The 25088-nt window shown below is 68.9% G+C and carries 22 protein-coding genes; 10 read left to right on the forward strand and 12 right to left on the reverse strand.

Annotated features, from left to right (window positions below; all coding sequences use genetic code 11):
• Window positions 1-59: 59 nt before the first annotated feature.
• Window positions 60-1058 carry an isopenicillin N synthase family dioxygenase gene (locus A2G96_RS27210; protein ID WP_062803279.1) on the reverse strand — a complete coding sequence of 333 codons (999 nt, stop codon included), beginning with the start codon at window positions 1056-1058 and terminating at the stop codon, window positions 60-62.
• 422 nt (window positions 1059-1480) lie between these two features.
• On the opposite strand from A2G96_RS27210, the gene A2G96_RS27215 reads away from it, so the two are divergent.
• Window positions 1481-3058, forward strand: coding sequence for a phospholipase D family protein (locus A2G96_RS27215; protein ID WP_062803280.1), 1578 nt, complete (start codon window positions 1481-1483; stop codon window positions 3056-3058).
• A 25-nt stretch (window positions 3059-3083) separates the two neighbouring features.
• Here the strand turns inward: A2G96_RS27215 and A2G96_RS27220 are convergent, their stop codons facing one another.
• Window positions 3084-3347 (reverse strand): hypothetical protein, encoded by a 264-nt coding sequence (locus tag A2G96_RS27220; RefSeq protein WP_062803281.1) that lies wholly within the window; start codon window positions 3345-3347, stop codon window positions 3084-3086.
• Between the two features lie 124 nt (window positions 3348-3471).
• Window positions 3472-4731: a M20/M25/M40 family metallo-hydrolase gene (locus tag A2G96_RS27225; RefSeq protein ID WP_062803282.1), complete on the reverse strand. Its 1260-nt coding sequence runs from the start codon at window positions 4729-4731 to the stop codon at window positions 3472-3474.
• Window positions 4732-4913: 182 nt separating this feature from the next.
• Between A2G96_RS27225 and A2G96_RS27230 the strand changes: the two genes are divergently transcribed.
• On the forward strand, window positions 4914-6023 hold the full coding sequence (locus A2G96_RS27230) for a GlxA family transcriptional regulator (RefSeq protein WP_062803283.1): 1110 nt from the start codon (window positions 4914-4916) through the stop codon (window positions 6021-6023).
• Window positions 6024-6041: 18 nt separating this feature from the next.
• Here the strand turns inward: A2G96_RS27230 and A2G96_RS27235 are convergent, their stop codons facing one another.
• Both A2G96_RS27235 and A2G96_RS27240 read right to left on the reverse strand, forming a co-directional pair.
• Entirely contained in the window at window positions 6042-6773 is a 732-nt protein-coding gene (locus A2G96_RS27235; RefSeq protein ID WP_062803284.1) for a BON domain-containing protein, read from the reverse strand.
• A 178-nt stretch (window positions 6774-6951) separates the two neighbouring features.
• Window positions 6952-8613 (reverse strand): AMP-binding protein, encoded by a 1662-nt coding sequence (locus A2G96_RS27240; RefSeq protein WP_062803285.1) that lies wholly within the window; start codon window positions 8611-8613, stop codon window positions 6952-6954.
• A 230-nt stretch (window positions 8614-8843) separates the two neighbouring features.
• Between A2G96_RS27240 and A2G96_RS27245 the strand changes: the two genes are divergently transcribed.
• The gene (locus A2G96_RS27245) at window positions 8844-9518 is read left to right on the forward strand and encodes an SOS response-associated peptidase (protein WP_062803286.1); all 675 of its coding nucleotides are present in this window, start codon (window positions 8844-8846) and stop codon (window positions 9516-9518) included.
• 32 nt (window positions 9519-9550) lie between these two features.
• Here the strand turns inward: A2G96_RS27245 and A2G96_RS27250 are convergent, their stop codons facing one another.
• A complete protein-coding gene (locus tag A2G96_RS27250) occupies window positions 9551-11764 on the reverse strand; it encodes a TonB-dependent siderophore receptor (RefSeq protein ID WP_062803287.1) in 2214 nt (737 codons plus the stop codon).
• Window positions 11765-12009: 245 nt separating this feature from the next.
• On the opposite strand from A2G96_RS27250, the gene A2G96_RS27255 reads away from it, so the two are divergent.
• The gene (locus A2G96_RS27255) at window positions 12010-12348 is read left to right on the forward strand and encodes a BrnA antitoxin family protein (protein ID WP_082819115.1); all 339 of its coding nucleotides are present in this window, start codon (window positions 12010-12012) and stop codon (window positions 12346-12348) included.
• A gap of 14 nt (window positions 12349-12362) precedes the next feature.
• Here the strand turns inward: A2G96_RS27255 and A2G96_RS27260 are convergent, their stop codons facing one another.
• The 3 genes from A2G96_RS27260 to A2G96_RS27270 all read right to left on the reverse strand — a co-directional run bounded on the left by A2G96_RS27260 (window position 12363) and on the right by A2G96_RS27270 (window position 15309).
• A complete protein-coding gene (locus A2G96_RS27260; RefSeq protein ID WP_062803288.1) occupies window positions 12363-12911 on the reverse strand; it encodes a TetR/AcrR family transcriptional regulator in 549 nt (182 codons plus the stop codon).
• 111 nt (window positions 12912-13022) lie between these two features.
• The gene (locus A2G96_RS27265; RefSeq protein ID WP_062803289.1) at window positions 13023-14423 is read right to left on the reverse strand and encodes a dihydrolipoyl dehydrogenase; all 1401 of its coding nucleotides are present in this window, start codon (window positions 14421-14423) and stop codon (window positions 13023-13025) included.
• 154 nt (window positions 14424-14577) lie between these two features.
• Window positions 14578-15309: a glutathione peroxidase gene (locus tag A2G96_RS27270; protein ID WP_062803290.1), complete on the reverse strand. Its 732-nt coding sequence runs from the start codon at window positions 15307-15309 to the stop codon at window positions 14578-14580.
• A gap of 254 nt (window positions 15310-15563) precedes the next feature.
• Between A2G96_RS27270 and A2G96_RS27275 the strand changes: the two genes are divergently transcribed.
• The gene (locus A2G96_RS27275) at window positions 15564-17336 is read left to right on the forward strand and encodes a dipeptidase (RefSeq protein ID WP_062803291.1); all 1773 of its coding nucleotides are present in this window, start codon (window positions 15564-15566) and stop codon (window positions 17334-17336) included.
• Window positions 17337-17390: 54 nt separating this feature from the next.
• Here A2G96_RS27275 and A2G96_RS27280 read toward each other — a convergent pair whose 3' ends face one another.
• Window positions 17391-17870 carry a nuclear transport factor 2 family protein gene (locus tag A2G96_RS27280; RefSeq protein ID WP_062803292.1) on the reverse strand — a complete coding sequence of 160 codons (480 nt, stop codon included), beginning with the start codon at window positions 17868-17870 and terminating at the stop codon, window positions 17391-17393.
• Between the two features lie 171 nt (window positions 17871-18041).
• On the opposite strand from A2G96_RS27280, the gene A2G96_RS27285 reads away from it, so the two are divergent.
• Both A2G96_RS27285 and ada read left to right on the forward strand, forming a co-directional pair.
• Window positions 18042-18848 carry a 2OG-Fe(II) oxygenase gene (locus tag A2G96_RS27285; protein ID WP_150124267.1) on the forward strand — a complete coding sequence of 269 codons (807 nt, stop codon included), beginning with the start codon at window positions 18042-18044 and terminating at the stop codon, window positions 18846-18848.
• Between the two features lie 8 nt (window positions 18849-18856).
• Window positions 18857-19939 (forward strand): bifunctional DNA-binding transcriptional regulator/O6-methylguanine-DNA methyltransferase Ada, encoded by a 1083-nt coding sequence (ada, locus tag A2G96_RS27290; protein ID WP_150124268.1) that lies wholly within the window; start codon window positions 18857-18859, stop codon window positions 19937-19939.
• Window positions 19940-19952: 13 nt separating this feature from the next.
• On the opposite strand, the gene A2G96_RS27295 is transcribed toward ada, so the two are convergent.
• Complete coding sequence (locus A2G96_RS27295) at window positions 19953-21689, reverse strand: FAD-dependent oxidoreductase (protein ID WP_062803293.1); 1737 nt, start codon at window positions 21687-21689, stop codon at window positions 19953-19955.
• 203 nt (window positions 21690-21892) lie between these two features.
• On the opposite strand from A2G96_RS27295, the gene A2G96_RS27300 reads away from it, so the two are divergent.
• The 3 genes from A2G96_RS27300 to A2G96_RS27310 all read left to right on the forward strand — a co-directional run bounded on the left by A2G96_RS27300 (window position 21893) and on the right by A2G96_RS27310 (window position 24445).
• Entirely contained in the window at window positions 21893-22624 is a 732-nt protein-coding gene (locus A2G96_RS27300) for a YceH family protein (RefSeq protein WP_062803294.1), read from the forward strand.
• Between the two features lie 205 nt (window positions 22625-22829).
• The gene (locus A2G96_RS27305; protein WP_062803295.1) at window positions 22830-23732 is read left to right on the forward strand and encodes a patatin-like phospholipase family protein; all 903 of its coding nucleotides are present in this window, start codon (window positions 22830-22832) and stop codon (window positions 23730-23732) included.
• A gap of 113 nt (window positions 23733-23845) precedes the next feature.
• Complete coding sequence (locus A2G96_RS27310; RefSeq protein ID WP_062803296.1) at window positions 23846-24445, forward strand: TetR/AcrR family transcriptional regulator; 600 nt, start codon at window positions 23846-23848, stop codon at window positions 24443-24445.
• Between the two features lie 17 nt (window positions 24446-24462).
• On the opposite strand, the gene A2G96_RS27315 is transcribed toward A2G96_RS27310, so the two are convergent.
• Complete coding sequence (locus A2G96_RS27315) at window positions 24463-24969, reverse strand: hypothetical protein (protein WP_062803297.1); 507 nt, start codon at window positions 24967-24969, stop codon at window positions 24463-24465.
• Between the last annotated feature and the right edge of the window lie 119 nt (window positions 24970-25088).

The following is a 25088-nucleotide window of genomic DNA, read 5'->3' on the forward strand; positions in this document are numbered from 1 at the left end:
CGCTCGGCCGGCGGGCCTGGACCACGCGGGTCCGGGCTCGCCGCGCTGCCGCACCCTCCTCAATCCCCCTTGAAGTTCGCATTGACCCGCTGGCGCAGGTAATCCCCCGCGCTGATCGGCGGATACTTGCCGCCCGGCCCCGCGATGGTCGCGCCACGGTTGGCCTGGCAGAAGAACGCCATGCTGTAGCGCGACCCCATGTACTCGCCCGGCGCGGGATTGCGGACGCGATGGAAGTTCGACGGCAGCCGGTCATCGCTCCAGCGCATCAGCATGTCGCCGATATTGCAAGTGATGACGGTCTCGTCCGGCTCGATCGGGGTCCATGCCTGCGCCGCCATCTCCTTGCCCGGGCATACCTGCAGGCCGCCCTGGCCGGGGCGCTGGAACAACAGCGTCAGGCAGTCGAAGTCCGTATGCGCGCCGGCGCGCCACAGGCCCAGCCCGTCGCGCAGCTCGGGCGGGATCGCGTAGTAGTGCAGCAGCCGCAGCGTGCTCTGGTAGTCCGGCGCGCGCGGATCGTGCGCCTGCGTGAAAAAGTCGCTGGCAAAGCCCAGCTTGTCGGCAAAGCATGACAGTACCTTCATGCCGACTTCCCAGCATTGCGCCTCGAAGGCAAGCATGGTGTCGCGGAAGCCTGCCATTTCGTCCTCGCCCGGCCACAGGCCATCCATGTGCGGGCGCGTGATCTGGTAGGACTCCTTCTGGTCCGGCGTGCCGGTGGAGGGCCGGACCTGCGCGCGGCTTTCCCAGCCGGCGTTGTTGGCCTTCTGCAGCGGGTATTGCGCCTTCACTTCAACGGGCAGCGCAAAGAAGCGCTCGGTCATGGCAAAGGCATCGTGCACGCTGGCGAGGTCGATGCCGTGGTTGGCGAGCTGGAAGAAGCCGACGTCGATCGATGCCTGCCACAGCGCGTCGGCAATCTGCGGCTTGCGCCGCGCGTAGTCGGACAGGTCGATGCGGCGGATCTCGCGCTGGCGGGTTTCGGAGCCGAACGCGCCCATGCGCGATTCGCGGCGGAGTTCGTCCAGGGTGCAGGCTTGGTCTGGCTGGGTCATGGCATTCCTCGTGGCAAGCGGGTCAGGGGACTTGCCCCGCGCCGGCCCAGGCATGGCCGCCAACGACAATGCGCGCCGGGACAGCGCGCTCCTGAGGCCGACGGTGCCAGCCTGCGCAACGGCGCGGGGCACGGACTTCAAGAGCAATTCCCGGCCAGCCCGCATGCGCATCGATCTGGCACGCGGCTGGTGAACGCTTCTACTCTTGCCGCCGCTCATGCAGGTTCCGGGCCAGCGCCGTACCTCGAAGACTCAACGGTTTTTGCGCTGCCGTGCTACGCCATGGCGCACGCCAGGGCGCAGTCTGGTGCATGGCGCAGCCGCTTGCGCCCGCCCGAATCGCGACGCACCCGACTGGGCATGGCAACATGGCGCCATTGCCGCAACCACGGGGCCCCGCAACCGGGCCGTCCCGACGCCCAATGCCATTGCCGACCCACGCCGCATTCGCCCCCCAGCGCCGCCTGCGCGCCAGTTCGCTGATGCTGTGCTGCGCCGCCCTGCTTGGCGGCTGCGCGCTGCCGCCGCTGAATCCCCGCACCGAATCCGCTGCGCTGACGCCGGCCGAAGCCCAAGCCACGCCGCTGGGCCAGGCGCTGGCCGGCGCAGTGGCACAGCACCCGGGATTGAGCGGCATCCACCCGCTGGAGAACGCCTACGCCGCCTTTGCCGCGCGCGTGCAACTGGCGCGCACCGCGCAGCGCACGCTCGACGTGCAGTACTACATCTGGCGCGACGACCTGACCGGCACGCTGCTGCTCGAGGCCCTGCACGAGGCCGCCGATCGCGGCGTGCGCGTACGCCTGCTGCTCGATGACAACGGCATTGCCGGCATGGACGAACTGCTGGCCGCGATGGACGCGCACCCGCAGGTCGAGGTGCGCATCTTTAACCCGTTCGTGATCCGCCACCCCAAGGCGCTCAACTTCCTGACCGATTTCCGGCGCCTGAACCGGCGCATGCACAACAAGTCGTTCACCGCCGATGGCGTCGCCACCATCATCGGCGGGCGCAATGTCGGCGACGAATACTTCGGCGCCACCGACGGCGTGCTGTTCGCCGACCTCGACGTGATTGCAGTCGGTCCGGCGGCCGGCGACGTGGCGCAGGATTTCGACCGCTACTGGTCCAGCGCGTCGGCCTACCCGGTCGACCGGCTGCTGCCGCCGGTCAGCGTGGAGCGGCTGCAGGCGCTGGTCGGACACGCGCGCGAGGTCGAGCGCAACCCGGCCGCGGCGGCCTACCTGGCCGCGGTGCGCGAACTGCCCGACGTGCAGCGGATGCTCGACGGCACGCTGCAGTTCCAGTGGGCCAGCACGCGCATGGTCAGCGACAATCCCGCCAAGGCGCTGGGCGAAGCCTCGCGCAGCACGCTGGTGGCGCACCAGCTGCGCGAGATCCTGGGCGAGCCGCAGCGCGAGCTCGACCTGGTCTCGCCCTACTTCGTGCCTTCGACCGGCGGCACGTCCTATTTCGCCGATATGGCCAGGCGCGGCGTCGCGGTACGCGTGCTGACCAATGCGCTGGAGGCCACCGACGTGGCCGCCGTGCATTCGGGCTATGCCAAGCGGCGCAAGGCCCTGCTCGAGGCCGGCGTGGACCTGTACGAGCTGCGCCGCGCGGCCGCGCCGCGCAAGAAGGAGGAGCGCGCCGGCCCCTTCGGCAGCTCGGGCTCCAGCCTGCACGCCAAGACCTTTGCGGTCGATGGCAGCCGGGTCTTCGTGGGCTCGTTCAATTTCGATCCGCGTTCGGCCATGCTCAACACCGAACTCGGCTTTATTATCGACAGCCCCGCGCTGGCGGGCCGGATCGAATCCACCTTCGCCAGCGTGGTCCCGCAGGCGGCCTACCAGGTCAAGCTGGACGAGACCGGCCAGCTCTACTGGCTGGAACGGCGCGGCGATGAGGTGATCCGCCACGATACCGAGCCGAACACCAGCTGGTGGCGTCGTCTCGGCATCTGGTTCCTGTCGATCCTGCCGATCGAGTCGATGCTGTAGCTGCGCGCTGACTCAGTTCCGGCGCTCAGATCTGGTCGATCAGGCTGCGCACCACGTCGGCCAGCCGGCCGGCGCGCTGGCGCCCTTTCGCGTCCAGCCCCATGCCGCTGCCGCCGGCCAGCGCCTTCAGGCCAAACAGCGCATCGCCCACGTCGCGCCAGGCCGGGAAATCGGCGTGCAGCTTTTCCAGTGCGGCGGCGCCCGCCGCCACCTGGGCGGGCGCGGGCACGTTGCCGGCCGCCAGGTCTTCGAGCGCCATGGCGGCGTCGACCAGGCCTTTGCGATTCATCTGCTGTCTCCCCGGAAGCTCTTTTGTCATGGCCGCCAGGCAGGCGGCCATGACACTGTAGCAGGCCTGCGGCTGGCCTTTGCCGGGATGGGGGAAAGCCCGGGGGCGGGCTTGGGGCGGAGGCTCAGTTGCGGCCAATATCCTGCAGAATCCGCGTCATCAGGTACAGGCGCGGCACGATCGAATCCAGTTCGATGTATTCGTCGCGCGCGTGGTAGCCGAAGCCCGCCAGCCCGAAGCTCTCCACCACCGCGGGCTTGCCCGAGCGGGCGGCGTAGCTGGCGTCGGTAGCGCCGCCGGTGCCTTCGGCCAGCGCCAGCGTGCGGCCATCCAGTTCGGCATAGATTTCCTGCGCGCGCTTGGCGAGGGCGCGGCCGCGCGCATCGGCCACGAACGGCGGACGGCCCTCTTCCATCGTCACCGTGGTGTGCGTGTCGGGCACCAGCTGGCTGGTCTTGACCTTGTCCTGCAGCGCCACCTTCAGCTTCTCGGCGGCACCGGCTGCCGTGGTACGCACGTCGCCATAGGCCACGGCGCTTTCAGGGATCTGGTTGCGCACCGTGCCGGCCTGGGCCTGGGTCCAGTTCAGTTGCGAGCCCGGCACCAGGCTGGCCGCGTCGCGCGTCTGCTGCAGCTGGTGGGCCAGTTCGATCAGCGCATTGCGGCCGCGCTCGGGCGCGGCGCCGGCGTGGGAGGCGCGGCCCTTGACCTGCATGGTGGCGGTGGCGGTGCCGGAGGCGCCCAGCAGCAGCGCCTCGGCCTTGACCACATCCTTGGCCGCGGTGGGCTCGCACGACAGCACCACGTCATGCTGCGCCGCCAGCGTGGCGATGGTTTCGGCCGAACCGACCGAGCCGACCTCCTCGTCCGGGTTGAACAGCACCGTGATCTGCGCGTAGTCGCGCCAGCCCTGCTGCTTCAGGATCTCGAGCGAATGCAGGATCACGGCGATGCCGCCCTTGTCGTCGGCGATGCCGGGGCCATAGAGCCGGTTGCCTTCCTCGCGGATCGGCTGCGTGGCCAGCGTGTTGTCGGGGTATACGGTGTCGAGGTGGGCAATCAGCATGACGCGGCGCTTGCCGGTGCCGGTGAAGGTGGCCTTGACCATGGTGCCCGGGCCCTTGGTGACGGGCAGGCGCTCGACCTTGGCACCGAGCGCCTGCAGGCGCTTCTCGGTATAGCTGGCCATCTGCGCCAGCCCCTTGGCATTGGCGCTGCCGGATTCGATCGACACCATCTCCTTGAGCGACTGCACGACCCTGGGCTGCGCAGCCTGCGCGGCGGACAGCAGCGCGGCATCGGGCTGCGCGGCAATGGCCGGCATGGCGGTCCCGGCAAGCGTCAGGGCAGCGGCAATGGCAACGTGGCGGACGGAAAACGGCATGGAATCTCCTCGGTATGGTCTTGTTGGGGTGCCGCGGTCCTGGCCAATCGCCACGGCACAACGGCACGATGCTAGTCCTTGCCAGCCACTATGGGGAGGTTCAATATCGCCAATCCGGATGCCGATCCCGCCACGGCGTTCCGCCGCCCCGCCATCTCCAACCCTTCGGACCGCCCCAAGGCATGACCGCCCCCGCCGCCCCCACCGCCCCCACCGCCCCCATCGCGCCATCGTCCCAGAACGTCCCCCTGCACGTGCGCCTGCTGTGGCTGCCGCAAGCCATGCCCGGCAGCCTGTTCACCACGCTCGACGTGCTGCGCACGGTGGCGGGCGTGGCCAGCCTGCAGCACCCCGGTGCCGCGCCGACGCTGAGCTGGCAACTGTGCCGCGCCAACGGCCGCACACTGGCCACGGAGCTGCCGGGCTTGGTATCGTCGACGCGGCGCGCACGCGTACCGGGCAGCCGCACGCTGCTGGTCATTCCCGCGCTGCTGGCCAGCAATGCGCCGGAACTGGGCGAACTGGTGCAGCGCGATGCCGCGGCGCTGCGGCTGGTGGAGCGCCATGCGCGCGCCGGCGGCTGGATTGCCGCGTGCGCGTCAGGGATGGTGCTGCCGCTGCAGCTGGGCCTGCTCGATGGCGCCAGCGTGGGCGCGCCGTGGATGTTCCAGAGCTGGATGGCGCGCCAGTATCCGCATTGCGACCTGGCCAGCGACGCGGCCATGAGCGTGCACGGGCAGGTGTTTTCGTGCGTGGCGCCCGCGCTGCAGGTGGAGTTCATGCTGCGCGTGCTGGGCCATCTGCACGACCCCGACCTGGCGCAGGCGGCGTCGCGGCTGATGCTGTTCCAGCCCGAGCGCCAGCGCAGCGTGCCGGCGCTGGTGTCGCAACGCTGGCTCGGCCGCACCGCCGACAGCCCGGTCTACCGCGCCATCCAATGGCTGCGCGAGCATGTGTCCGAGCCCTACCGTCTGGCCGCGGTAGCGCAGGCGGCGGCGGTCAGCGAACGCACGCTGCTGCGGCATTTCGGCCAGGTCACCGGCATGACACCGCTGGACTACCTGCACACGCTGCGCGTGGAGCGTGCCCGCATGCTGCTGGAAGTCACGCTGCACGGCACCCATGCCATTGCCGAGGCCTGCGGCTACAGCGACGCCGCGGCGTTCCGCCGGCTGTTCCAGCGTGCCACCGGCATGTCGATGTCGGACTACCGCGCCCGCTTCGCGCTGCGGGCGCGGCGGCGCTACTGGCGCATGGAAGATACCGCTGCAAAGCGCGCCGCGCACCGATAGCCGGTCCCGTGCCCGCGCTCAGGGACGCAGCGCGATGTGGTTGACCACGTCCTCCACGCCCTGCACATACCAGGCATCGCGCTCGGCCTGGCGGCGCGTGCGCTCGTTGCTGACGCAGCCCTCGAGCGTGACCACGCGGTCCTGGGTATGCGCGCTGACCTGGGCGGCATCGACGAAGGGATCGGTCTCGAGCACCAGCATCAGCGCCTCGGTGATCTCATCGTCGCGGTCGGTCTCGGCGGGTGCCACCACCAGTTCATTGACCACGCAGCGGCAGCCGCGCGACCACCACGCCAGCACGCCGGCCAGGCGCATGTGCGACAGGCTGATTACCTGCCCCCACAGCGTCACCACGCCGTCCTGCACCGCGACCTCGATCCAGCCGTTGCGTTGGTTCACCGGTTCGCGCATGGCCTCCGGCTTGCCCTTGACGCGCGCGCAAATCTTGCAATCGTGGAATTCGACGGCATTGAGCAGGCGCTCGCACACCGCGTCGCGCAGTTCGCCGTCGCCGACCGGCGCGCCGCCGTTGGCCACGCGCAGGTGGTCGATCACGCTGGTGACGCCGTCCACGCGCCGCAGCGTCGCCGCGGCCCGGGTCTTGTCGACGATATCGGCTACCTCGCCCTCGAGGATCAGCGCCCCGTCCGAGAGCCGCAGCTGGATGGTGGGATGGAGGACATGGCCCTGATAAGGCACATGGGCCAGGGCTGCGCGCGCCTGCGTCAGCACCGCTTCGCTACTCTGCATGTTGTCGCCTCGCCGGTTGGTCTGGAGATGGAGGGATGCGCGCCCCTGCCTGCAGGCGCGCGGGAGCGGCGCCGCGGCCTCCTTCACCCCCGGGACCCCGGCAACCGCTTCCTCATTATAGGAAGCGGTCCGGCGCGGGCCCTGCCGCCAACGGCGGACCCGGCTGTGCCGATAGGCCTCAGGCGCCGGCCGCCTCCCGCGCGCGGGCGACCTCCTGGTTGCGCAGGATAAAGCGCTGGACCTTGCCGCTGGGGGTCTTGGGCAGTTCGGCGACGAACTCGATCTCGCGCGGATAGGCGTGGGCCGCCAGGCGCGTGCGCACGTGCAGGCGCAGCGTTTCGGCCAGTTCGGGCGAGCCCTGGTGCTGCGGGTCCAGCACCACGAAGGCCTTGATCAGCTCGGTGCGCTCGGGGTCGGGCTTGCCGATCACCGCCGCCTCGACCACCGCCGGGTGCTCGATCAGCGCGCTTTCCACGTCGAACGGGCCCACCCGGTAGCCGGAGGTGGTGATGACGTCGTCGGCGCGGCCGATAAAGCTGATGCTGCCGTCGTCGTTGAGCTCGGCGGAATCGCCGGTCAGGTAATAGTCGCCGGCAAAGGCGCTGGTGGGCGTGCCGTGGTAGCCGCCGAACCAGCACATCGGCGAGCGCTTCAGGTCCAGCGCCAGCGTGCCGGGCTGGCCGGGCGGCAGTTCGCGCAGCGCGTCGTCGACCACCACCACACGGTGCCCGGGGCTGGCAAAGCCGGCCGCGCCCATGCGCACCGGGTGGGCCAGGGCATGGTGGTTGCACAGCACCATGCCCAGTTCGGTCTGGCCATAGTGGTCGTGGATGGTGACGCCCAGCTCGCTGGCGAACCAGCGGATCACTTCCGGGTTGAGCGGCTCGCCGGCGCTGCTGACGGCGCGCAACTGCCCGCGCAGCGGGCCGGACACGGCCTCGCCCGCCGCGATCAGCAGCCGGTAGGCCGTGGGCGAGCCGGCCAGGTTGGTGATGCCGTATTTGCGGATCACCCGGCAGGTGCTGTCGACCGTGAACGGGCCGTCGTAGAACGTGGTGGCATGGCCCAGCGACAGCGGCCCGGTGACGGCGTAGTACAGGCCGTAGGCCCAGCCCGGATCGGCCAGGTTCCAGAACGCGTCGTCGTCGCGCAGGTCGACCGCGTCGCGCATATAGCCGGCAAATGCGGCAATGGCCTTGAGCGGCACCAGCAGCGGCTTGGCCGGGCCGGTGGTGCCGGAGGTGAACATCATCAGGAAGGGATCGTCGCCGCGCCGCACCACCGGCGCGAACGATGCCGGCTGGCTTGCCAGCTCGGCCCAGAAGCTGAAATCGCCCGCGCTCACGGGCTGTTGCGTGCCGCCCTGGGTGCCGGCCACGGTGACGATGGCAGGGCAGCCGGCCACTTCATCCAGCTTCGGCCGGTTGGCGGTATCGGTGACCACCACCTTCGCGCCCGACGCATTGAGCCGGTGCTCGATGGCCTTGGGCCCGAATGCGGTAAACAGCGGCTGGTAGACGGCCCCGGCGCGCCACGTGCCGAGGATCGTCACCAGCAGTTCGGCGTTGCGCGGCAGCAGGCCCGCGACGCGATCGCCGGGCTGCACACCCTGCGCCTTCAGGAAGCCCGCGAACTGTGCCGACAGTGCCTGCAGCTCGGCGAAGGTCCAGCTGCGCGCATCGCCGTTGCGCCCTTCCCAGTTCAGCGCAATGCGGCCGGGCTGCGCGTGCCGGTCGCAGCATTCGACGCAGGCGTTCATCGCCGCCAGGCTGCCGTGCAGCTGCCGGGCCACGGCGTCGTCATAGGAAAATCCGTCGAAAGCTTGGGCGTAGTCGCGCATGGTGTCTCCTGGATCCGGCTGGTGCCTTGTAGTCGATGGCCGTGCGCTTTGCCGCGCCACGGCTGCCGCAAGAGTGTGCGCCACGGCGCGCCGATCCGGCAATAACCGATTCCGCCAGCGCGGCTGACGGTTTTTGCCATCCTTGCCGGGCGGCTTGGCGGGGCCGAAGCGGCCTTGACGCGACGCCCCGGGGTCCCACACGATACGGGCATCCCCTTGGGAGACAGCGCATGTGCACCAACTATGCCCCGGTCCAGCGACGCATCCTGCGGGAGATCTTCGGCGTGGAGCCACCCGCGGGCGTGTACAAGGCCGAGACCTACCCTGACTATGCGGCGCCGATCGTGCGCGCCGATGACGGCGGTGCACGCAGCGCGGACCTGGCCTCGTTCGGCATGGTGCCGCGCGCGCGCATTCCTCCGGGCACACGGCGTTACGACACCACCAATGCCCGTAGCGAAACGGTCGGCGAGCGGCCCGCCTTTGCGCGCTACTGGCGCCAGGGCCAGCTCTGCCTGATACCGGCCACGGCGTTCTATGAGTTTGCGTACCCCGACAGCGAGGCGGACGGCGCGACACCGGGCAAGCCGGTGCGCTGGCGCGTCTGGCTGCCCGGCGAGCCGGCCTTCGGCATTGCCGGTCTGTGGCGCGGCTGGCCGGACCAGGCGCTGTCCTTCACCATGCTGACCGTCAACTCGGCGCAGCACCCGCTGCTGCAGCGCTTCCACAAGCCGGGCGACGAGAAGCGCGCCGTGGTCATCGTGCCGCGCGCGCAGTGGGACGACTGGCTGGCGTGCCGCGACCCCGAGATCGCGCGCACCTTCCTCAGGCTGTTGCCGGCGGACGCCCTGCGGGCCGAGCCCGCGCCCAAAGTGCAGGGCGCGCCCATTCCCGACTCGGATTAGGCCGTGGGCTCGGTGCTGTGCGCCGGCCGCACTCAGAAGCGATAGGTAACTGTGCCCACCACCGTGCGGCGCGCGCCGAAGTAGCAGTCGCCGCGCGCCAGGCAGGTAGTCAGGAACTGCTTGTCGAACAGGTTGTTGGCGTTCAGCGCGACCCGCAGCGGGCCGTGGTCATAGGCGATCATGGCGTCGTACAGCGTCACGCCGCCCACCCGGTTCTGGTCGTTGCCGTCATAGCTGGGCCCGACGTAGCGAAGGCCGCCGCCCGCCACGAAGCCCGGCATCCCGAACAGCTTGAAGCGATAGTTGGCCCACAGCGATGCCATGTTCGACGGCGTGCTCGCCAGCTTCTTGCCGACCTCGGCCGGGGTGCCGTCGATCACGCGCGCGTCCAGGTAGGTGTAGGTGGCGATCAGGTCGAGCCGGTTCGTCAGCGAAGCCAGTGCCTCCACCTCGATACCGCGCGTGCGCGCTTCGCCCACCTGCACCGAATCCGGAATGCCGTTGACCACGCCGGCGGTCTTGCGGTTCTTCTCGCGCATGTCGAACGCCGCGATGGTCAGCGTGGCGTTCTTGCCCGGCGGCTGGTACTTGATGCCCGCCTCCCACTGCGAGCCGCGCAGCGGCTTGAAGGCCTGGTTGGCCTTGTTGAAGCCGGCCAGCCCCTGGAACGACTCGGAGTAGCTGACGTACGGGTTCAGGCCGATGTCGGACCGGTACATCAGGCCGGCGCGCTTGGTCAGCTCGTTGTCGTCGCGGCTGGCCGACGGCGTGTTGTCCTGCGCGGCGCGCGACCAGTCATAGCGCAGCCCCAGCATCAGCAGCCATTTGTTCCAGGCCAGCTGGTCCTGCACGTACAGGCCGGTTTGCGCCTGCGTCGCGGGATTCAGGGCGCGCGAGCCCGGTAGCGTGAAATTGCCGTAAACCGGATTGAACACATTGAGCGGCGCGGCGGAGCCGCCCACGCCGGCGCTGCCGGTGATTTCCGAGTGCTGGTAGTCCACGCCGGTCAGCAGCGTGTGCTGGACCGGGCCGGTGCGGAAGTTGGTCTGCGCCTGGGTATCCACCGCAAACGAGTTCAGCGTCGGCTGGTTGACGTAGACCGTGCGGCGCAGCAGCGAATTGCTGCCCGGCACCCAGCCGTGGCCGGCACCGTTGAAGCCGGCGGCATAAATGCTGCGGTAGTCCACCGAGCTGTGCGAGTAGCGCAGGTTCTGCCGCACCGTCACGGTGTCGTTGAACCTGTGCTGGAATTCATAGCCGACCGACTGCTGCTCCGCGGTGTAGCGGTCAAAGCCGGGTTCGCTGATGAACAGGTGGTCCGGAATCTGTCCGCCCGGGTTCGGGGTCAGCGTGCCGCGCCACGGGAAGAATCCGACTGAAGTCCCGCTCACGTCGCGCTGGAAGTTGGCCAGCAGCGTCAGCGAGGTGTCCTGGGTCGGCCGCCAGGTCAGCGACGGCGCGATCAGGTAGCGGTTGTCCTGCACGTAGTCCACCTGCGTGTCGCTGTCGCGCGCCAGCGCCACCAGTCGGTACAGCCACTTGCCGTCCGCATCGAGCGGACCGGTCAGGTCGGCCTGCACCTGCTTGCGGTTGTAGTTGCCGAACTGCACTCCGATCTCGCGCGCCGCTTCCGCCTGCGGTCGCTTGCTGACCAGGTTCAGGATGCCGCCGACCGCGCCCTGCCCGAACAGCATCGACGACGGCCCGCGCAGCACATCGATGCGCTCGAGTGCGTAAACATCGGGACGCACGTTGTTGTAGAAGCCGACCTGGTTCAGCAAGCCGTCGCGATACTGCGTGAACTCGGTGCCGCGAAACCGGCCCCAGTCACCGCGTGCGTCATTGCCGAAGGGACCGGCGTAGACACCGGCGCTGTAGCCGATCGCCTGCTGCACGCTCTGCGCGCCCTGCGCCTCCATGCGGTCGCGCGTGATCACGGTGATCGACTGGGGCGTCTCCATTACCGGCGTGTCGGTCTTGGTGGCGGTGGCGCTGCGCTTCGCCACAAAGCCATGGACGGGGCCGGTGGCGGTTTCATCGTCGCTGGTCGCGCGCACCGTGACCGCCGGCAATTCCGCTGCGGCTGCGGCTGCCGGCGCGGCAGGCACAGGGCTCGCGCCGGCCTGCGCAAACACGCCGCCGGCCTGCAGGCTCAGCACAAGGGTAGTCAGGGAAAGACGGCAGGGGGTGACAAGCGCGGAGCGGGCAAAGCGCGGCTTTGCCCGACGGTTCGGGTGCAGAGGCATCACTCAGGGGTCTGAAGGTGGAACTGCCGCCGAAGCGGCATCACAAGTGGAAAATTCTGATTACGAATAGGAATGATTCGTGATTACGTCAGAATTGTAGCCTGAATGTGTCAGAAGCGAGACATATGACCAGTACTTTCGGTGGCTTTATGCCGCAAAAAGCGACCCGACTGCTTCCATGCCATGTCAGCTCGATCTTTTGTGCTGTAGCATAAACGGTTCAACGCCATTTCCGGGCAGACACTATGAACAGGAAACCTGACCTCATCCGCCCCACCCCGGCAGAGGACGCCGCCATCGCGCGCGGCATTGCGCAAGACCCCAGTGCGGTGTCAGTGCCGACAGAGCAGTTCAGGAAGATGCGCCCGGCACGGGAGCTGCTCGGCGACGATAAAGCCGATGCACTGGCGAAACGTCGCGGCAGGCCGGCCAAACCGGTCGGCGAGCGCAAGGTCAATCAGACGTTACGCATCGATCCCGACGTGCTGGCGGCCTACAAGGCAACCGGCAGCGGCTGGCAAACGCTGATGAATGAGGCGCTGCGCGACTATGCGGCAGCGCGCCGGCTGCTGCCCCGGCGCTAGGCCGGACCATCCCGTCATTCGCCCTGCAAACGGCCAAGCAACCGCCTGCCCGCCTCGATCACCGCGCTGTCCGGCTGCATCTGATAGCGCACGATCATGCCCTCGATGCACAGCATCGCCTCCGCAGCCACCGCCTGTGGCTCGCGCAGTCCCAGGCGCGCCGCGATGTCGGCGACGAAGGCCTCCAGCTCGGCCTTGTGGGCTGCGGCCTGCTGGTGTGCCTGGTCGTCACCGCCCGCCTCGGCCACCACGTTGATGAAGGCGCAGCCGCGGAAGTCGCGGGCGAACCAGTCGGCCAGCGTGTCGGCGATCACGTCCAGGCGGGGCCGCTCGGCGAGCCGGGCTTCCACGTCCTGGCGGAACCACCCCATCCATTCATCATGCCGGCGCGCCAGGAACGCCGCGATCAGCGCGTTCTTGGAGGCGAAATGCCGGTAGAGCGACATCTTGGCGACGCCGGATTCGGCAATGATCCGGTCGATGCCGGTGGCGCGATAGCCCTCCTGGTAGAACAGGCGGGCGGCGGTGTCGAGGATGCGGTCGCGGGCGGAAGGGGTGGCCATGTGATGCAAGCGGTTCAGCGAGAACAGGAATTCGCCCGGGGCAGCGCAACGCGCCGCCCCGGGTCTGCTTCGATACTATGACAGACAGACCTGTCTAGCAATCACGACGCATCAGCCTTCCAGTTTGGCCGCGGCATCGCGCAGCGCGGTGCGCAGGCCTTCTTCCACCACCGGGTGGTAGAACGGCATCGTCAGCATCTGCGCGATGGTCAGCCCCTGCTGGTACGACCATGCCAGCAGGTGGGCGATATTCTCGGCGCGCGGGCCGGTCCATTCGGCGCCCAGGAAGCGGCCGGTGGTCTTGTCGGCATAGACGTGCATCAGCCCCCGGTTCTTCAGCATGACGCGGCTGCGGCCCTGGTCTTCGAAGCTGACCTCACCGGTGACGAAGCTGTCCTCGCCGCGCGCCGCCAGCTCGGCGTAGCGCTGGCCGACCATTGCGATCTGCGGGTCCGTGAACACCACCGCGATCGGCGCGCGGCGCGCCAGCGGCTTCACCTGCGGATAGCTGGCGGCGTTCTCGCCGGCGGCCTTGCCCTCGTCCGCGGCCTCGTGCAGCAGCGGCAGGATGTTGTTGGCGTCGCCGGCAATGAAGACCGGCGCGTCGCCGCACTGCAGCGTGTGCGCGTCGAACAGCGGCACGCCGCGCGGATCCAGCGCCAGGCCGGTGTTCTCCAGCGCCAGGCCGCGCACATTGGGGGCGCGGCCGGTGGCTGCCAGCGCGTAGTCGAAGCGCTCGGTCACGCTGCGGCCTTCGCGGTCGAGGTAGGTCACCACCACCTGGTCGCCGTCGCGGCCCATGTCGGTCACCTGCGCGTCGGGATCGAGATAGAACTCCTGGTTGAAGGTGCGCGCCGCGTCGGCACGGATCACCGGGTCGGTCAGCGGCCCCAGCGAGCCGCTGACGCCGAACACGCGCACCCGCACCCCCAGCCGCGACAGCGCCTGGCCCAGCTCCAGCCCGATCACGCCGGGACCGAACACCACCACGCTGCCGGGCAGGTCCTGCCACGAGAACACATCGTCATTGACGATCAGGCGGTCGCCGAACACCTTGAACGGCGCCGGCAGCACCGGCGTGGAGCCGGTGGCGATGACCACGCGGCTGGCGCGCACGGTGGTGTGCCCGTCCACTTCGAGCGTGGTGGTATCGATAAAGCGCGCATAGCCGCGAATGCGGTCGGCCGGCGCGATGTTCTCCACGCCGCGCACCACGAAGCCGACAAAGCGGTCGCGCTCGCTGCGCACGCGTGCCATCACCTCACGCCCGTCGATGCGGACCTGGCCGTCGACATGCACGCCGAACGGCGCGGTGTGGCGCAGTTCATGCGCGGCCTCGGCGGCGGCGATCAGCAGCTTGGAGGGCATGCAACCCACGCGGGCACAGGTGGTGCCGTAGGGGCCGCCTTCGATGATCACGGCGCGCTTGCCCGCCGCAATCGCGGCGCGGTAGGCGGCAAGGCCGGCGGTGCCTGCGCCGATCACGGCGACGTCGGTCTGGATAGTGGTCATGGCGGTGGTTCCTTTGTGTTTTGAAGCGTCAGGCTGGGTCAATCAGCGGGCTGGATGGCGCTGCCCGGCGCGGTTCGGGCAAGGCGGCGCCATCGGGTCCGGCGACTGCCGGCCCCGTGGCTCGGGGCAGGAATGGGAATCCGCTGATTGCGGATCAGGCGGCCAGGTACTGCTGCAGCGCTTCGGCGCCACCGATCAGCTTGCCGTTGATAAAGACCTGCGGCGCGGTCATCTCGCCCGACACGGCGCCCAGCACCTTGCCGCGCACCTTGTTGTCGAGCGGCACGTCGATGTAGTCGAAGCCGTTGTCGTCGAGCAGCTGCTTGGCCTTGGCGCAGAACGAGCAACCGACCTTGGAGAACACCACCACCTGGTCAGGCTTGCGCGCGCCGGGGGCAATATAGGCCAGCATGGTGTCGGCATCGGACACCTTGAACGGGTCGCCCGGCTCTTCCGGCTCGATGAACATCTTCTGCACCACGCCGTCCTTGACCAGCATCGCATAGCGCCAGCTGCGCTTGCCGAAGCCCAGGTCGGCCTTGTCCACCAGCATGCCCATGCCTTCGGTAAATTCACCGTTGCCGTCGGGAATCATGGTGATGTTTGCGGACTCCTGGTCCTTGGCCCATTCGTTCATCACGAAGGTGTCGTTCACCGACACGCACAGGATCTCGTCGACGCCATGCTTGGCAAAAACCGGCGCCAGCTCGTTGTAGCGCGGCAGGTGGGTCGACGAACAGGTCGGGGTAAAGGCGCCCGGCAGCGAGAACACCACCACGGTCTTGCCGTCGAACAGCTCGCCGGTGGTGACGGTCTTCCACTCGTTGTCTTCACGCACACGGAAAGCGACATTGGGAACGCGTTGGCCTTCGCGGGATTGCAGCATCAGTTCACTCCTGGTTCTGGATCGGGTTGGTTCGGCTGCGGGTTGCAGCGAAGGCCCCATTCTGTAGAGCGGGAAGTGATTTGTACAATTCATCGTTTCAACGACGATGATTGCCAAAGACTATGATTGCAGCATAGGCACTGCCTATCGGCTCGGAAGCTGCCCAGTCCGCGCGGACGAAAAGGCATATTTTTTCAAGAAACACCCGGGAAGTGCCCTATCATGCGGCATCTCCCCTGATTCCCTGCCTCGCAATGACCCAACCTTGCCGCCTGCCGTACCGCCATCGGTGGGCATCCCTGCTCGCGCTGTCGCTGGCGCTGGCCCTTCCCGCGCACGCCCAGACGCTGAAGAAGCCCGCGCTGGACGCGCTGACCGCAAACAGCCCGGCCGCGGCCAAGGCGGCCCAGGCCGACCTGCCGGCGTTCATGGCGGCGGCGGCCAAGGCCGAGCCGATGGTCGCGCCCGCGGTGGCGGCATGGCAGTCGAAAGCGCCGCTGTCGGGCGACAACCTGGTCAATGTCGCCCGGCTGCTCGGGGTCTACAACCGGCTGCGCAACGAGGCCGCCGCCATCGACGTGCTCGGCAGGATGGTGGCGCTGCGCACCGTGCGCGAGGAGAAGATCGCCCAGCACGAGAATCCCGCCATCATCGAGTTCGGCAAGATGATCGAAGGCATGGCGCGCGAGTTCGGACTGGCCTATCGCAATGTCGACAACCGCGTGTTCGAGGTCACCCTGCCCGGCGGCGGCAAGGACACCTTCGGCATCCTGACGCACGCCGACGTGGTGCCGGCGGTGGCCGAGGAATGGGTGCTGGATGACGGCACCAAACTCGACCCGTTCCGCATGACGCGTATCGGCGACCTGCTGTACGGGCGCGGCACCATCGACGACAAGGGCTCGATCGCCGCGGTGCTGTACGCGATGAAGACCGTCAAGGAAAGCGGCGTGCCGCTCGAGCGCAGCATCCGGCTGATGATCGAGACCACCGAGGAAACCGGTGGCGACGGCATGAAGTACTACCGCCAGCACACCACGCTGCCCGAGTACAACGTCGTGCTCGACAGCAAGTATCCGGCCGTGGTGGCAGAGAAAGGCGCAGGCACGCTGACCGTCTCGTTCGGCATCAAGGCGGCCGACGACAAGCGCGCGCCCAGCCAGGCCGACAGCAAGGGCCCGGCGATAGTCGCGATGCGCGGCGCGGCCTCGGCCAACGCCATTCCCGAGACCGCGACCGCGCGCATCGCCGGCGGCGATCCCGCCGCGGTGGCCACAGCGCTGGAACAGGCGCGCGCGGATTTCCTGCGCCGCTACACGCCGCGCGGCAAGTTCTCGATCGAGGTCAAGCACACCGGCAACGATGTCGAGGTCAAGGTCACCGGCGCCTCGGCGCACGGCTCGCGGCCGGAAGAAGGCGTGAACCCGCTGCCGCGGCTGGCGCTGTTCCTGCAGGCCAGCGGCGTGCGCTTCGCCGAAAACCACTACCTGAACGCGGTGCGCTACCTGAACGACCTGTATGGCCTGGACTTCCTGGGTAACCGCATGGACGTGGCCTACCGCGATCCGTTCATGGGCCCGCTGACCATGTCGCCCACGCTGGTGCGCGAGCGCGGCGAATATGTCGATGTGGTCACCAACGTGCGCATGCCGCGCGGACGCACCCCGGACGAGCTGGGCGGCAAGATCACCAAGCGCATTTTCGCCTGGGCCGCCACCCATGGGCCGGTCGAGATCAAGTACGACCAGGGCAACTGGATGGCGCGCGATCCGAAGGGCGCGTGGTTGTCGACACTGCTGAACATCTTCGGCGACACCACCGGGCTCGAAGCCAAGCCGGTCTCCACCGCCGGCAGCACCACCGCCAAGCTGATGCCCAACGCCATCAACTTCGGACCGGCCATGCCGGGCAAGAAGTACACCGCGCACAATGCGCGCGAATACAAGGAAGTGGCCGACCTCAATCTCGATATGCAAATGTTTACCGAGATGCTGGTGCGGATCGGCAACCTGGACAAGATGCAGTAAGCCGGCCTTTTGTTGCGTCACCTCTCCCGCCCCCGGGAGAGGCGCCAACACCCATCACAAGCCCAGTTCGCTCAAGCCCGGATGCCCGTCCGGGCGCCGGCCCAGCGGCCAGTGGAACTTGCGCTCCGCCGCCTGGATCGGCGCATCGTTGATGCAGGCAAAGCGCTTGCGCATCAACCCCGCCTCGTCGAATTCCCAGTTCTCGTTGCCGTATGAGCGGTACCAGTTGCCGGAATCGTCGTGCCATTCATAGGCAAAGCGCACGGCGATGCGGTTCTCTTCGTGCACCCATAGCTCCTTGATCAGGCGGTAATCGAGCTCCTTCTGCCATTTGCGCTGCAGGAACGCGACGATATCGGTGCGGCCGTTGACGAACTCGGCGCGATTGCGCCAGGCGCTGTCGACGGTATAGGCCAGCGACACGCGTTGCGGGTCGCGGCTGTTCCAGCCGTCCTCGGCGGCGCGGACCTTGACGATGGCGGTTTCACGGGTGAACGGAGGCAGCGGCGGACGGGTTTCAACGGGTGTTGACATGAAAGCTCCCTGGTAAAAGACGAGGTGATACAGGTCTGTCTCATTATTGGTAGACAGATCTGTCTTGTCAAGGCACGATGTAGGAAGAATTCAAAAGCAAGACCCGGAGTGCACCGCGCACGGACCCGGCCTAAAGTTGGCACCATGCAAGCACAGGACAGGAGATTTGCAGTGGGCACCAGCCAGATCCAGCAGCGCGAAGCAGCGGTCGCCGGGCCGCGCCGTCCGATACCGCCGGCACGTGGCACCGCTTTCGCCCGGCGACATGAGGCGGATGTGGCGACTCGGGTCGACGGCATCGACTGGGCCGCGGTCGCGCGCGAGCTCGATGACTACGGCTGTGCCGCCATCCCCGGCCTGCTGTCGGCCGACGAGTGCGATGCGCTGGCCGCCGGCTATGGCAACGACGCGCTGTACCGCTCGCGCATCGAGATGCGCCGGCACGGCTTCGGCCAGGGCGAATACAAGTACTTCCGCTATCCCCTGCCCGCTCTGGTCGCCGGACTGCGCACGGCGCTCTACCCGCATCTGGCGCCGGTAGCCAACCGCTGGAATGCCGCCATGGGCATCGACGTCCGTTATCCCGCCGCGCACCGGGACTTCATCGCCCGCTGCCACCACGCCGGCCAGTCGCGGCCGACGCCCTTGCTGCTGCGCTACGGCCCGGGCGACTACAACTGCCTGCACCAGGACCTGTACGGCGAGCACGTGTTCCCGCTGCAGGTCGCGGTGCTGCTGTCCGAGCCCGGCCGCGACTTCACCGGCGGCGAGTTCGTGCTGACCGAGCAGCGCCCGCGCATGCAGTCGCGCGCCGAGGTGGTGACGCTGCGCCAGGGCGATGCCGTGGTGTTCGCGGTCAGCCAGCGGCCGGTGCAGGGCAGCCGCGGCAGCTATCGCGTCAACCTGCGGCACGGCGTCAGCCGGCTGCATGCCGGACAGCGCTACATGCTCGGCATCATCTTCCACGACGCTGCGTGAGGCATGCCATGACCCGATCCATCCGCCGTTCGGCACAAGCAGCCGACGCCAACCTGGTCGAACAGGATCCGCGCTGGGCGCGCGTGCTGGCGCGCGACCCCGGCGCCGACGGCGACTTCGTCTATGCGGTCAGGACCACCGGCGTGTATTGCCTGCCGAGCAGCCCGTCGCGCCTGCCGCAACCGGCCAATGTCGAGTTCTTCGACAACGCCGCCGCGGCCGAAGCCGCCGGCTACCGGCCCAGCCGCCGTGCCGCGCCGCCCGCGCTGGCTGAACGGCACGCGGCCATGGTGGCCGACGCCTGTCGCCGCATCGAGGCCGCCGACGCCGTGCCCACGCTTCCTGAGCTGGCCAGCGCCGCGGGCGTCAGCCCCTACCACTTCCACCGCCTGTTCAAGCGCGCCACCGGCCTGACCCCGCGCGCGTACGCCGCCGCGCATCGGGCCAGGAAACTGCGCGAACAGCTGGAAACCAGCGACTCCGTGACCGAAGCGATCTACGACGCCGGGTACGGCTCCAACAGCCGCTTCTACGAGACCGCCGATGCCGTGCTCGGCATGACGCCGTCGCGCTACCGTGCCGGCGGCGCCGACATCGATATCCGTTTTGCCGTCGGCCAATGCTCGCTGGGCGCGATCCTGGTGGCGCAGAGCCAGCGCGGCGTCTGCGCGATCCTGCTGGGCGACGATCCGCAAGCGCTGCTGCAAGACCTGCAGGACCGCTTCCCGCGCGCCAACCTGATCGGCGGCGACGCGCAGTTCGAGCAGCTGGTGGCGCAGGTGGTGGGGCTGATCGAAGCGCCCTCGATCGGCCTGGCGCTGCCGCTCGACGTGCGCGGCACCGCGTTCCAGCAGCGCGTGTGGCAAGCCTTGCGGGAGATCCCGGCGGGCAGCACCGCCAGCTACGCCGAGATCGCGGCCCGCATCGGCGCGCCGCGCGCGGTGCGCGCGGTGGCGCAGGCCTGCGCGGCCAACCACCTGGCGGTGGCGATTCCCTGCCATCGCGTGGTGCGCAGCGACGGCGACCTGTCGGGCTATCGCTGGGGCGTGGCGCGCAAGCGCGAACTGCTGGAGCGCGAGGCGCAGGGCTGAAGCCGCGCGCCGATCAGCGCAAAACGGGCGCCTGGATCTTCGCCAGGTAGTCGTGGATCTGCGCCACCACCGCCGCGCCTTCGCCGACCGCGGCGGCAACGCGCTTGGTCGATCCCGCGCGCACGTCGCCGATGGCAAACACCCCTGGCACGCTGGTCTGCAGCGGATACGGCACCGCCGACGCGCAGCCCAGCGCGCCGCCGCCGGTGCGCACGAAGCCCTTGTCATCGACCTCGACATGGCAGGTGCGCAGCCACGCCGCATTGGGGTCGGCGCCGATGAACAGGAACAGGTGGCGCACCGCCATGGTGACCGGCGCGGGATGCTCGGCGCGGCATTCGTAGCGCACCGCGCTGAGCCATCCGTCGCCGTCCAGCGCACTGATCTGGGCGTGTGTATGCAGCGTGATGTTCGGCAGCGCGGCGATGCGGTCGATCAGGTAGCGCGACATGGTCGCCGCCAGCCCCGGGCCGCGCACCAGCATATGCACGTGCGCCGCGTGCGAGGCCAGGAACACCGCCGCCTGCCCGGCCGAGTTGCCGCCGCCCACGAGCATTGCCGGCTCGTTCTTGCACAGCTTGGCTTCCACCGGCGAAGCCCAGTAGTAGACCCCGCGGCCTTCAAAATGCTCGAGCGCCGCGATGCCGGGGCGGCGGTACTGCGCGCCGGTGGCGATCACCACGGTATGGGTCGGCACCATGCGCCCGTCGGCCAGCTCCAGCCGGATCGGGTCGTCGCCGCAGTGCAGTGCCTTCACCTCCAGCGGAATCGCGATGTGCGTGCCAAACTTGAGCGCCTGCACGAACGCGCGCCCGGCCAGCGCCTGCCCGGAGATGCCGGTCGGGAAGCCCAGGTAGTTCTCGATGCGCGCGCTCGCGCCCGCCTGCCCGCCCGGCGAGCGGCAATCGATCACCGCCACCGACAGGCCTTCGGAGGCGGCATAGACCGCCGTCGCCAGCCCTGCAGGCCCGGCGCCGACCACCACCACGTCATAGACGTGGTCCGGATCGAACTCCGGCAGCAGGCCGAGGCACGACGCCAGTTGTCCCTCGTCCGGGGCGCGCAGCACGCGGCCGTCGGCGCAGATCACCAGCGGAAAGTCGCTCGCGGGCGCGTTGGCGTAGTCGAGCAATAAGGAGCAGTCGCGGTCGGCGTCGATATCGATGACGGTATGCGGGTAGCCGTTGCGCCGCAGGAAGGCCTGCAGCGCCAGCAGCCGCGGCTCGGTGCCGTGGCCCACCAGCACCGGGCCGCTGCCGAACTCGATCAGCCCCACGCGGCGCAGGATCAGCGCGCGCATGATGCGCTCGCCCAGTTCGGCCTCGGCCACCAGCAGCGCACGCAGCCGGTCTGGCATGATCACGTAGCCGTGGGTCTCGGTGACGGCGACGCCGTCGACCAGCGCGGGGCGGCCGGCCAGGGTGCCGACCTCGGCCAGGAAGTGCCCGGCGCCCTGCTCGGTGATCTGGTGTTCGCGTCCCAGGCCGTCGCGCCGCATCACGCGCACGCGGCCGCTGGTGACCAGGTACATGCCGCGCCCGGACTGGCCGATGGCAAACAGCTTCTCGCCCGCATGCCAGCTCTGCGGCGTGCCGAAACGCCGCACGCGCGCCATCTCGTCGGCGGTGAGTTGCGGGAACATCTGGTGCCAGCGTGATTCCAGCGTGGAGTACGGTGCCTCCAGGCCGCCACCGGCCTCCGCGCCCGGCTCCGTTTCGGCCGCCACTGCCTCCGACTGCAAGTTCGCCATACTGCCCCCTGATGACATCGGTACCTGCCGGATCGCGCATATCCCGGCTGCCGCGGCGCGGCTTATCGATAGTAGACGGCGCGGCGGGGAATGCGAGACGGGGGCGCGAACAGTTGCGCATTGCGCCGGCTTGGGATTGAATGGTCGCCTCGGCGCTCCGGCACCCCAGACCGCGCCGTCACCGTCAGCAAAATCAAGCCTTGATGCAATCCACCCCTGAATCCGATCCGACCCCGTCCAACGACCGTCCCGCGCGCCCGGCATTGCGCGCCCTCACGCCCGTCGAAGGACGCGTGCTTGGCGTGCTGGTCGAAAAGCAGCACACCGTACCCGATACCTACCCGCTGTCGCTCAACGCGCTGGCTTCCGGCTGCAACCAGAAGACTGCGCGCGCGCCGGTGATGAATGTCAGCGAGGCCGAGATCCTGGAGGCCATCGACGGCCTCAAGGGCCTGAGCCTGGTGTTCGAAGGCAGCAGCAGCCGCGTGCCGCGCTTCGAGCACAACATGCAGCGCGCGCTCGGCGTGCCGAGCCAGTCGGTCGCGCTGCTGGCGATGCTGCTGCTGCGCGGCCCGCAGACGGCCGCGGAACTGCGCCTGAATACCGCGCGCCTGCACAGCTTTGCCGACATCTCCTCGGTCGAGGCATTTCTCGACGAGCTGGCCACCCAGACGCCGCCGCGCGTGGTACGCCTGCCGCGCGCCCCCGGCGCCCGTGAAAACCGCTGGATGCATCTGCTGAGCGGCGAAGCCAGCGCCGCCGCGGCCGCAGAAGACGGCGGGCGTGGCACCGACGGCGACGCCGCACCGTCGGCCGAACTGGAACAGCTGCGCGCCGAGCAGCAGGCCCTGAGCGAGAAAGTGGCCAGGCTGCAAGGCCTGGTCGAACACATGGCCGCGCAGCTCGGCATCTCGGCCGACGAGTTTCTCGGCTGATTCCCGGCACCACCACCCCGCTGAAAACGCCGACCCACCCTTGCTGGCCCAGGCCAACGGGCGGGGTAAACTCATGGCGGTTAATTGCACTATCGAGCAAAAGATCGCACTCGCCGCGGTGGCAGGCGGAACTGTCGGATGGCCCGTACGTCGCCTATCCTGTTTTGCACAGGACGCCGACAAGCCAGGGGAGAGCGCCGCAGCCATGGACAAGACAGCCTTTGTATTCGCCGGCGGCGGAAGCCTGGGTGCGATCCAGGTGGGGATGCTGCGTGAACTTGCGGCCTGGGGCGTGACGCCTGATATCGTGATCGGCGCGTCGGCCGGGGCCATCAACGGCGCCTACTTTGCCTGCAACCCGGGCGTGGAAGGCGCGCAGCGGCTCGACGCGCTGTGGCGCGCAATCCGGCGCACCGACATCCTGCCGTGGAGCTGGCGCAGTGTCTGGAACATGTTCGGCGGCGGCCGCGGCCATCTGGTCGAAGCAACAGGTTTGCGCAGCCTGCTGGCGCGGCATTTCGGGCCGCGCAACCTGGAGGCCGCCGAACTGCCGCTGCACGTGGTGGCGACCGACATGCACAGCGGTGACGAGGTAGTGCTGTCGAGCGGCAACATCGTCGACGCAGTACTGGCCAGCGCCGCCATTCCCGGCGTGTTCCCGCCGGTGCAGTTGGCGGGCCGCATCCTGATCGACGGCGGCGTGGCCAACAATACGCCGGTGTCGACCGCGATCGGCCTGGGCGCCACCCGCGTGATCGTGCTGCCGGCGGGCTTTACCTGCGCCGAGCGCCGTCCTCCGCGCGGCGCGCTGGAGCATGCATTCAACGCGCTCTCGCTGCTGGTGGCGCGCCAGCTGGTGCACGACCTGCAACACTTCGCCAATCAGGCGCAGATCAGCGTGGTGCCGCCGCTGTGCCCGCTCGACATCTCGCCCTACGACTACTCCCGCTGCGGCGAGCTGATCGACCGCGCCGCCGCCACCACGGCCGAGTGGCTGCGCGCCAAGGGCCTCGACACCCCCCGCATCCCCGGCGCCCTCGCCCCGCATACGCATGACGAGACGGCGCCGAGCTGCAGTGCCGACATTCCGGCGGCCGCGCCGCACTGAAGCGTCCGCGCACCACCGGAACTGCAGCGCACGGGTCTGCCTTCTCAGGCCTGATCGAAATGCGGTACGCGGGCACGGCAAGCCGCCCCGGCGCCATTGCTACAATCCGGGCCATGCCCAGCCAAGCCGAACGCAGCGCCAGTACCCGCCAGTCCCTGATCGACGCCGCCGCGACCCTGCTCATCGAGCAGGGCTACGCGGCCTTTTCCGAAGCGCGCGTGTGCGAGCTGGCGGGCACCAGCCGCGGCTCGCTGCGCCACCACTTTCCGGAAGGGCGCTACGACCTGCTGCCCGCCATGCTGGAGTCGCTGCTGGAGCGCGAAGCCGACCGTCTGGCAGCGCTCGGGCCGCTGGGCCCGTCACTACGCATGCACCTGATGCTGCATGCGCTGGCAAACCGGCCGCAACGGCATGCCTCGCTGGCGATCCTGGAGGTGTGGATGGCAACGCGCGGCGACATCCGCCTCGCCCGCGCCGTGCATGAACCGCTGGCGTCGGTGCCGCAGCGGCTGTTCGGCCAGCCGCCGGACGCACCGCCCCAGCCGGAATGGCTGGCGCTGCGCTGTTTCCTGCACGGCGCCACCTTGCACAGCTTCGCGCCCGACTACGATGCGCAGCAACTGTCCGAGGCCGTGCGCTGGCTGATCGCGCAGTTGCCGCGGCCCGACGGCCTGGACGCTGTGCTGGCCCGGATGCTGGCCCAGCCGCGCTAGCGTGCGGACCTGCGCGCTCAAGGCAGCCACGCCAGCAGCCGGTCATGCAGCGCGGGCGGCAATGCCAGCCGACCCTTGCGGCCCGGCGCAGTCGCGTCGAACACCACGGCCTGCCCGTCCCAACTGAGCCGCACCGGCCCGGTACTGGTAAAGGTGCGATGGGCCAGCACCCGGTCGCGTTCGGCACCGTAGATCCGCAGCAAGATGCGCTCGCCGCCCAGGTAGCAGTATTCGGCGGCATAGCGGGCCGCGGCATCGACGGCCGGCACGCGGCGGCAGTTGTGCGCACCGGCGCGCTCGGTAACGCCGTGGCCGTAGACGATGGCGGTCCAGATCGCTCCGACCGCCAGCACCCGGCCGGCGCTGACCAGCAGCATGCGCCGCGCGCGTGCCGGGCGCCCCTGCGGCGATGCCATGACATAAGCGACCGCGCGGAACGCGGCCAGTCCCAGCAACAGCAGCGCCACCGCCGCCAGGTGGAAATAGACCGCCGAATCCGGCATTGACGCCATGATATGGGCCATCCCTGCCCTCCTTCCCGTAAATGCCAGAAGCCGCTGCCGGCAAAGGCCAGCTCGCATCCGGCATTCAACCAGTCCCGAACAAAATAAATCGTCGGGATTTATTCCCGATAATCAATAAA

The organism is Cupriavidus nantongensis, from assembly GCF_001598055.1.
Lineage (GTDB): Bacteria > Pseudomonadota > Gammaproteobacteria > Burkholderiales > Burkholderiaceae > Cupriavidus > Cupriavidus nantongensis.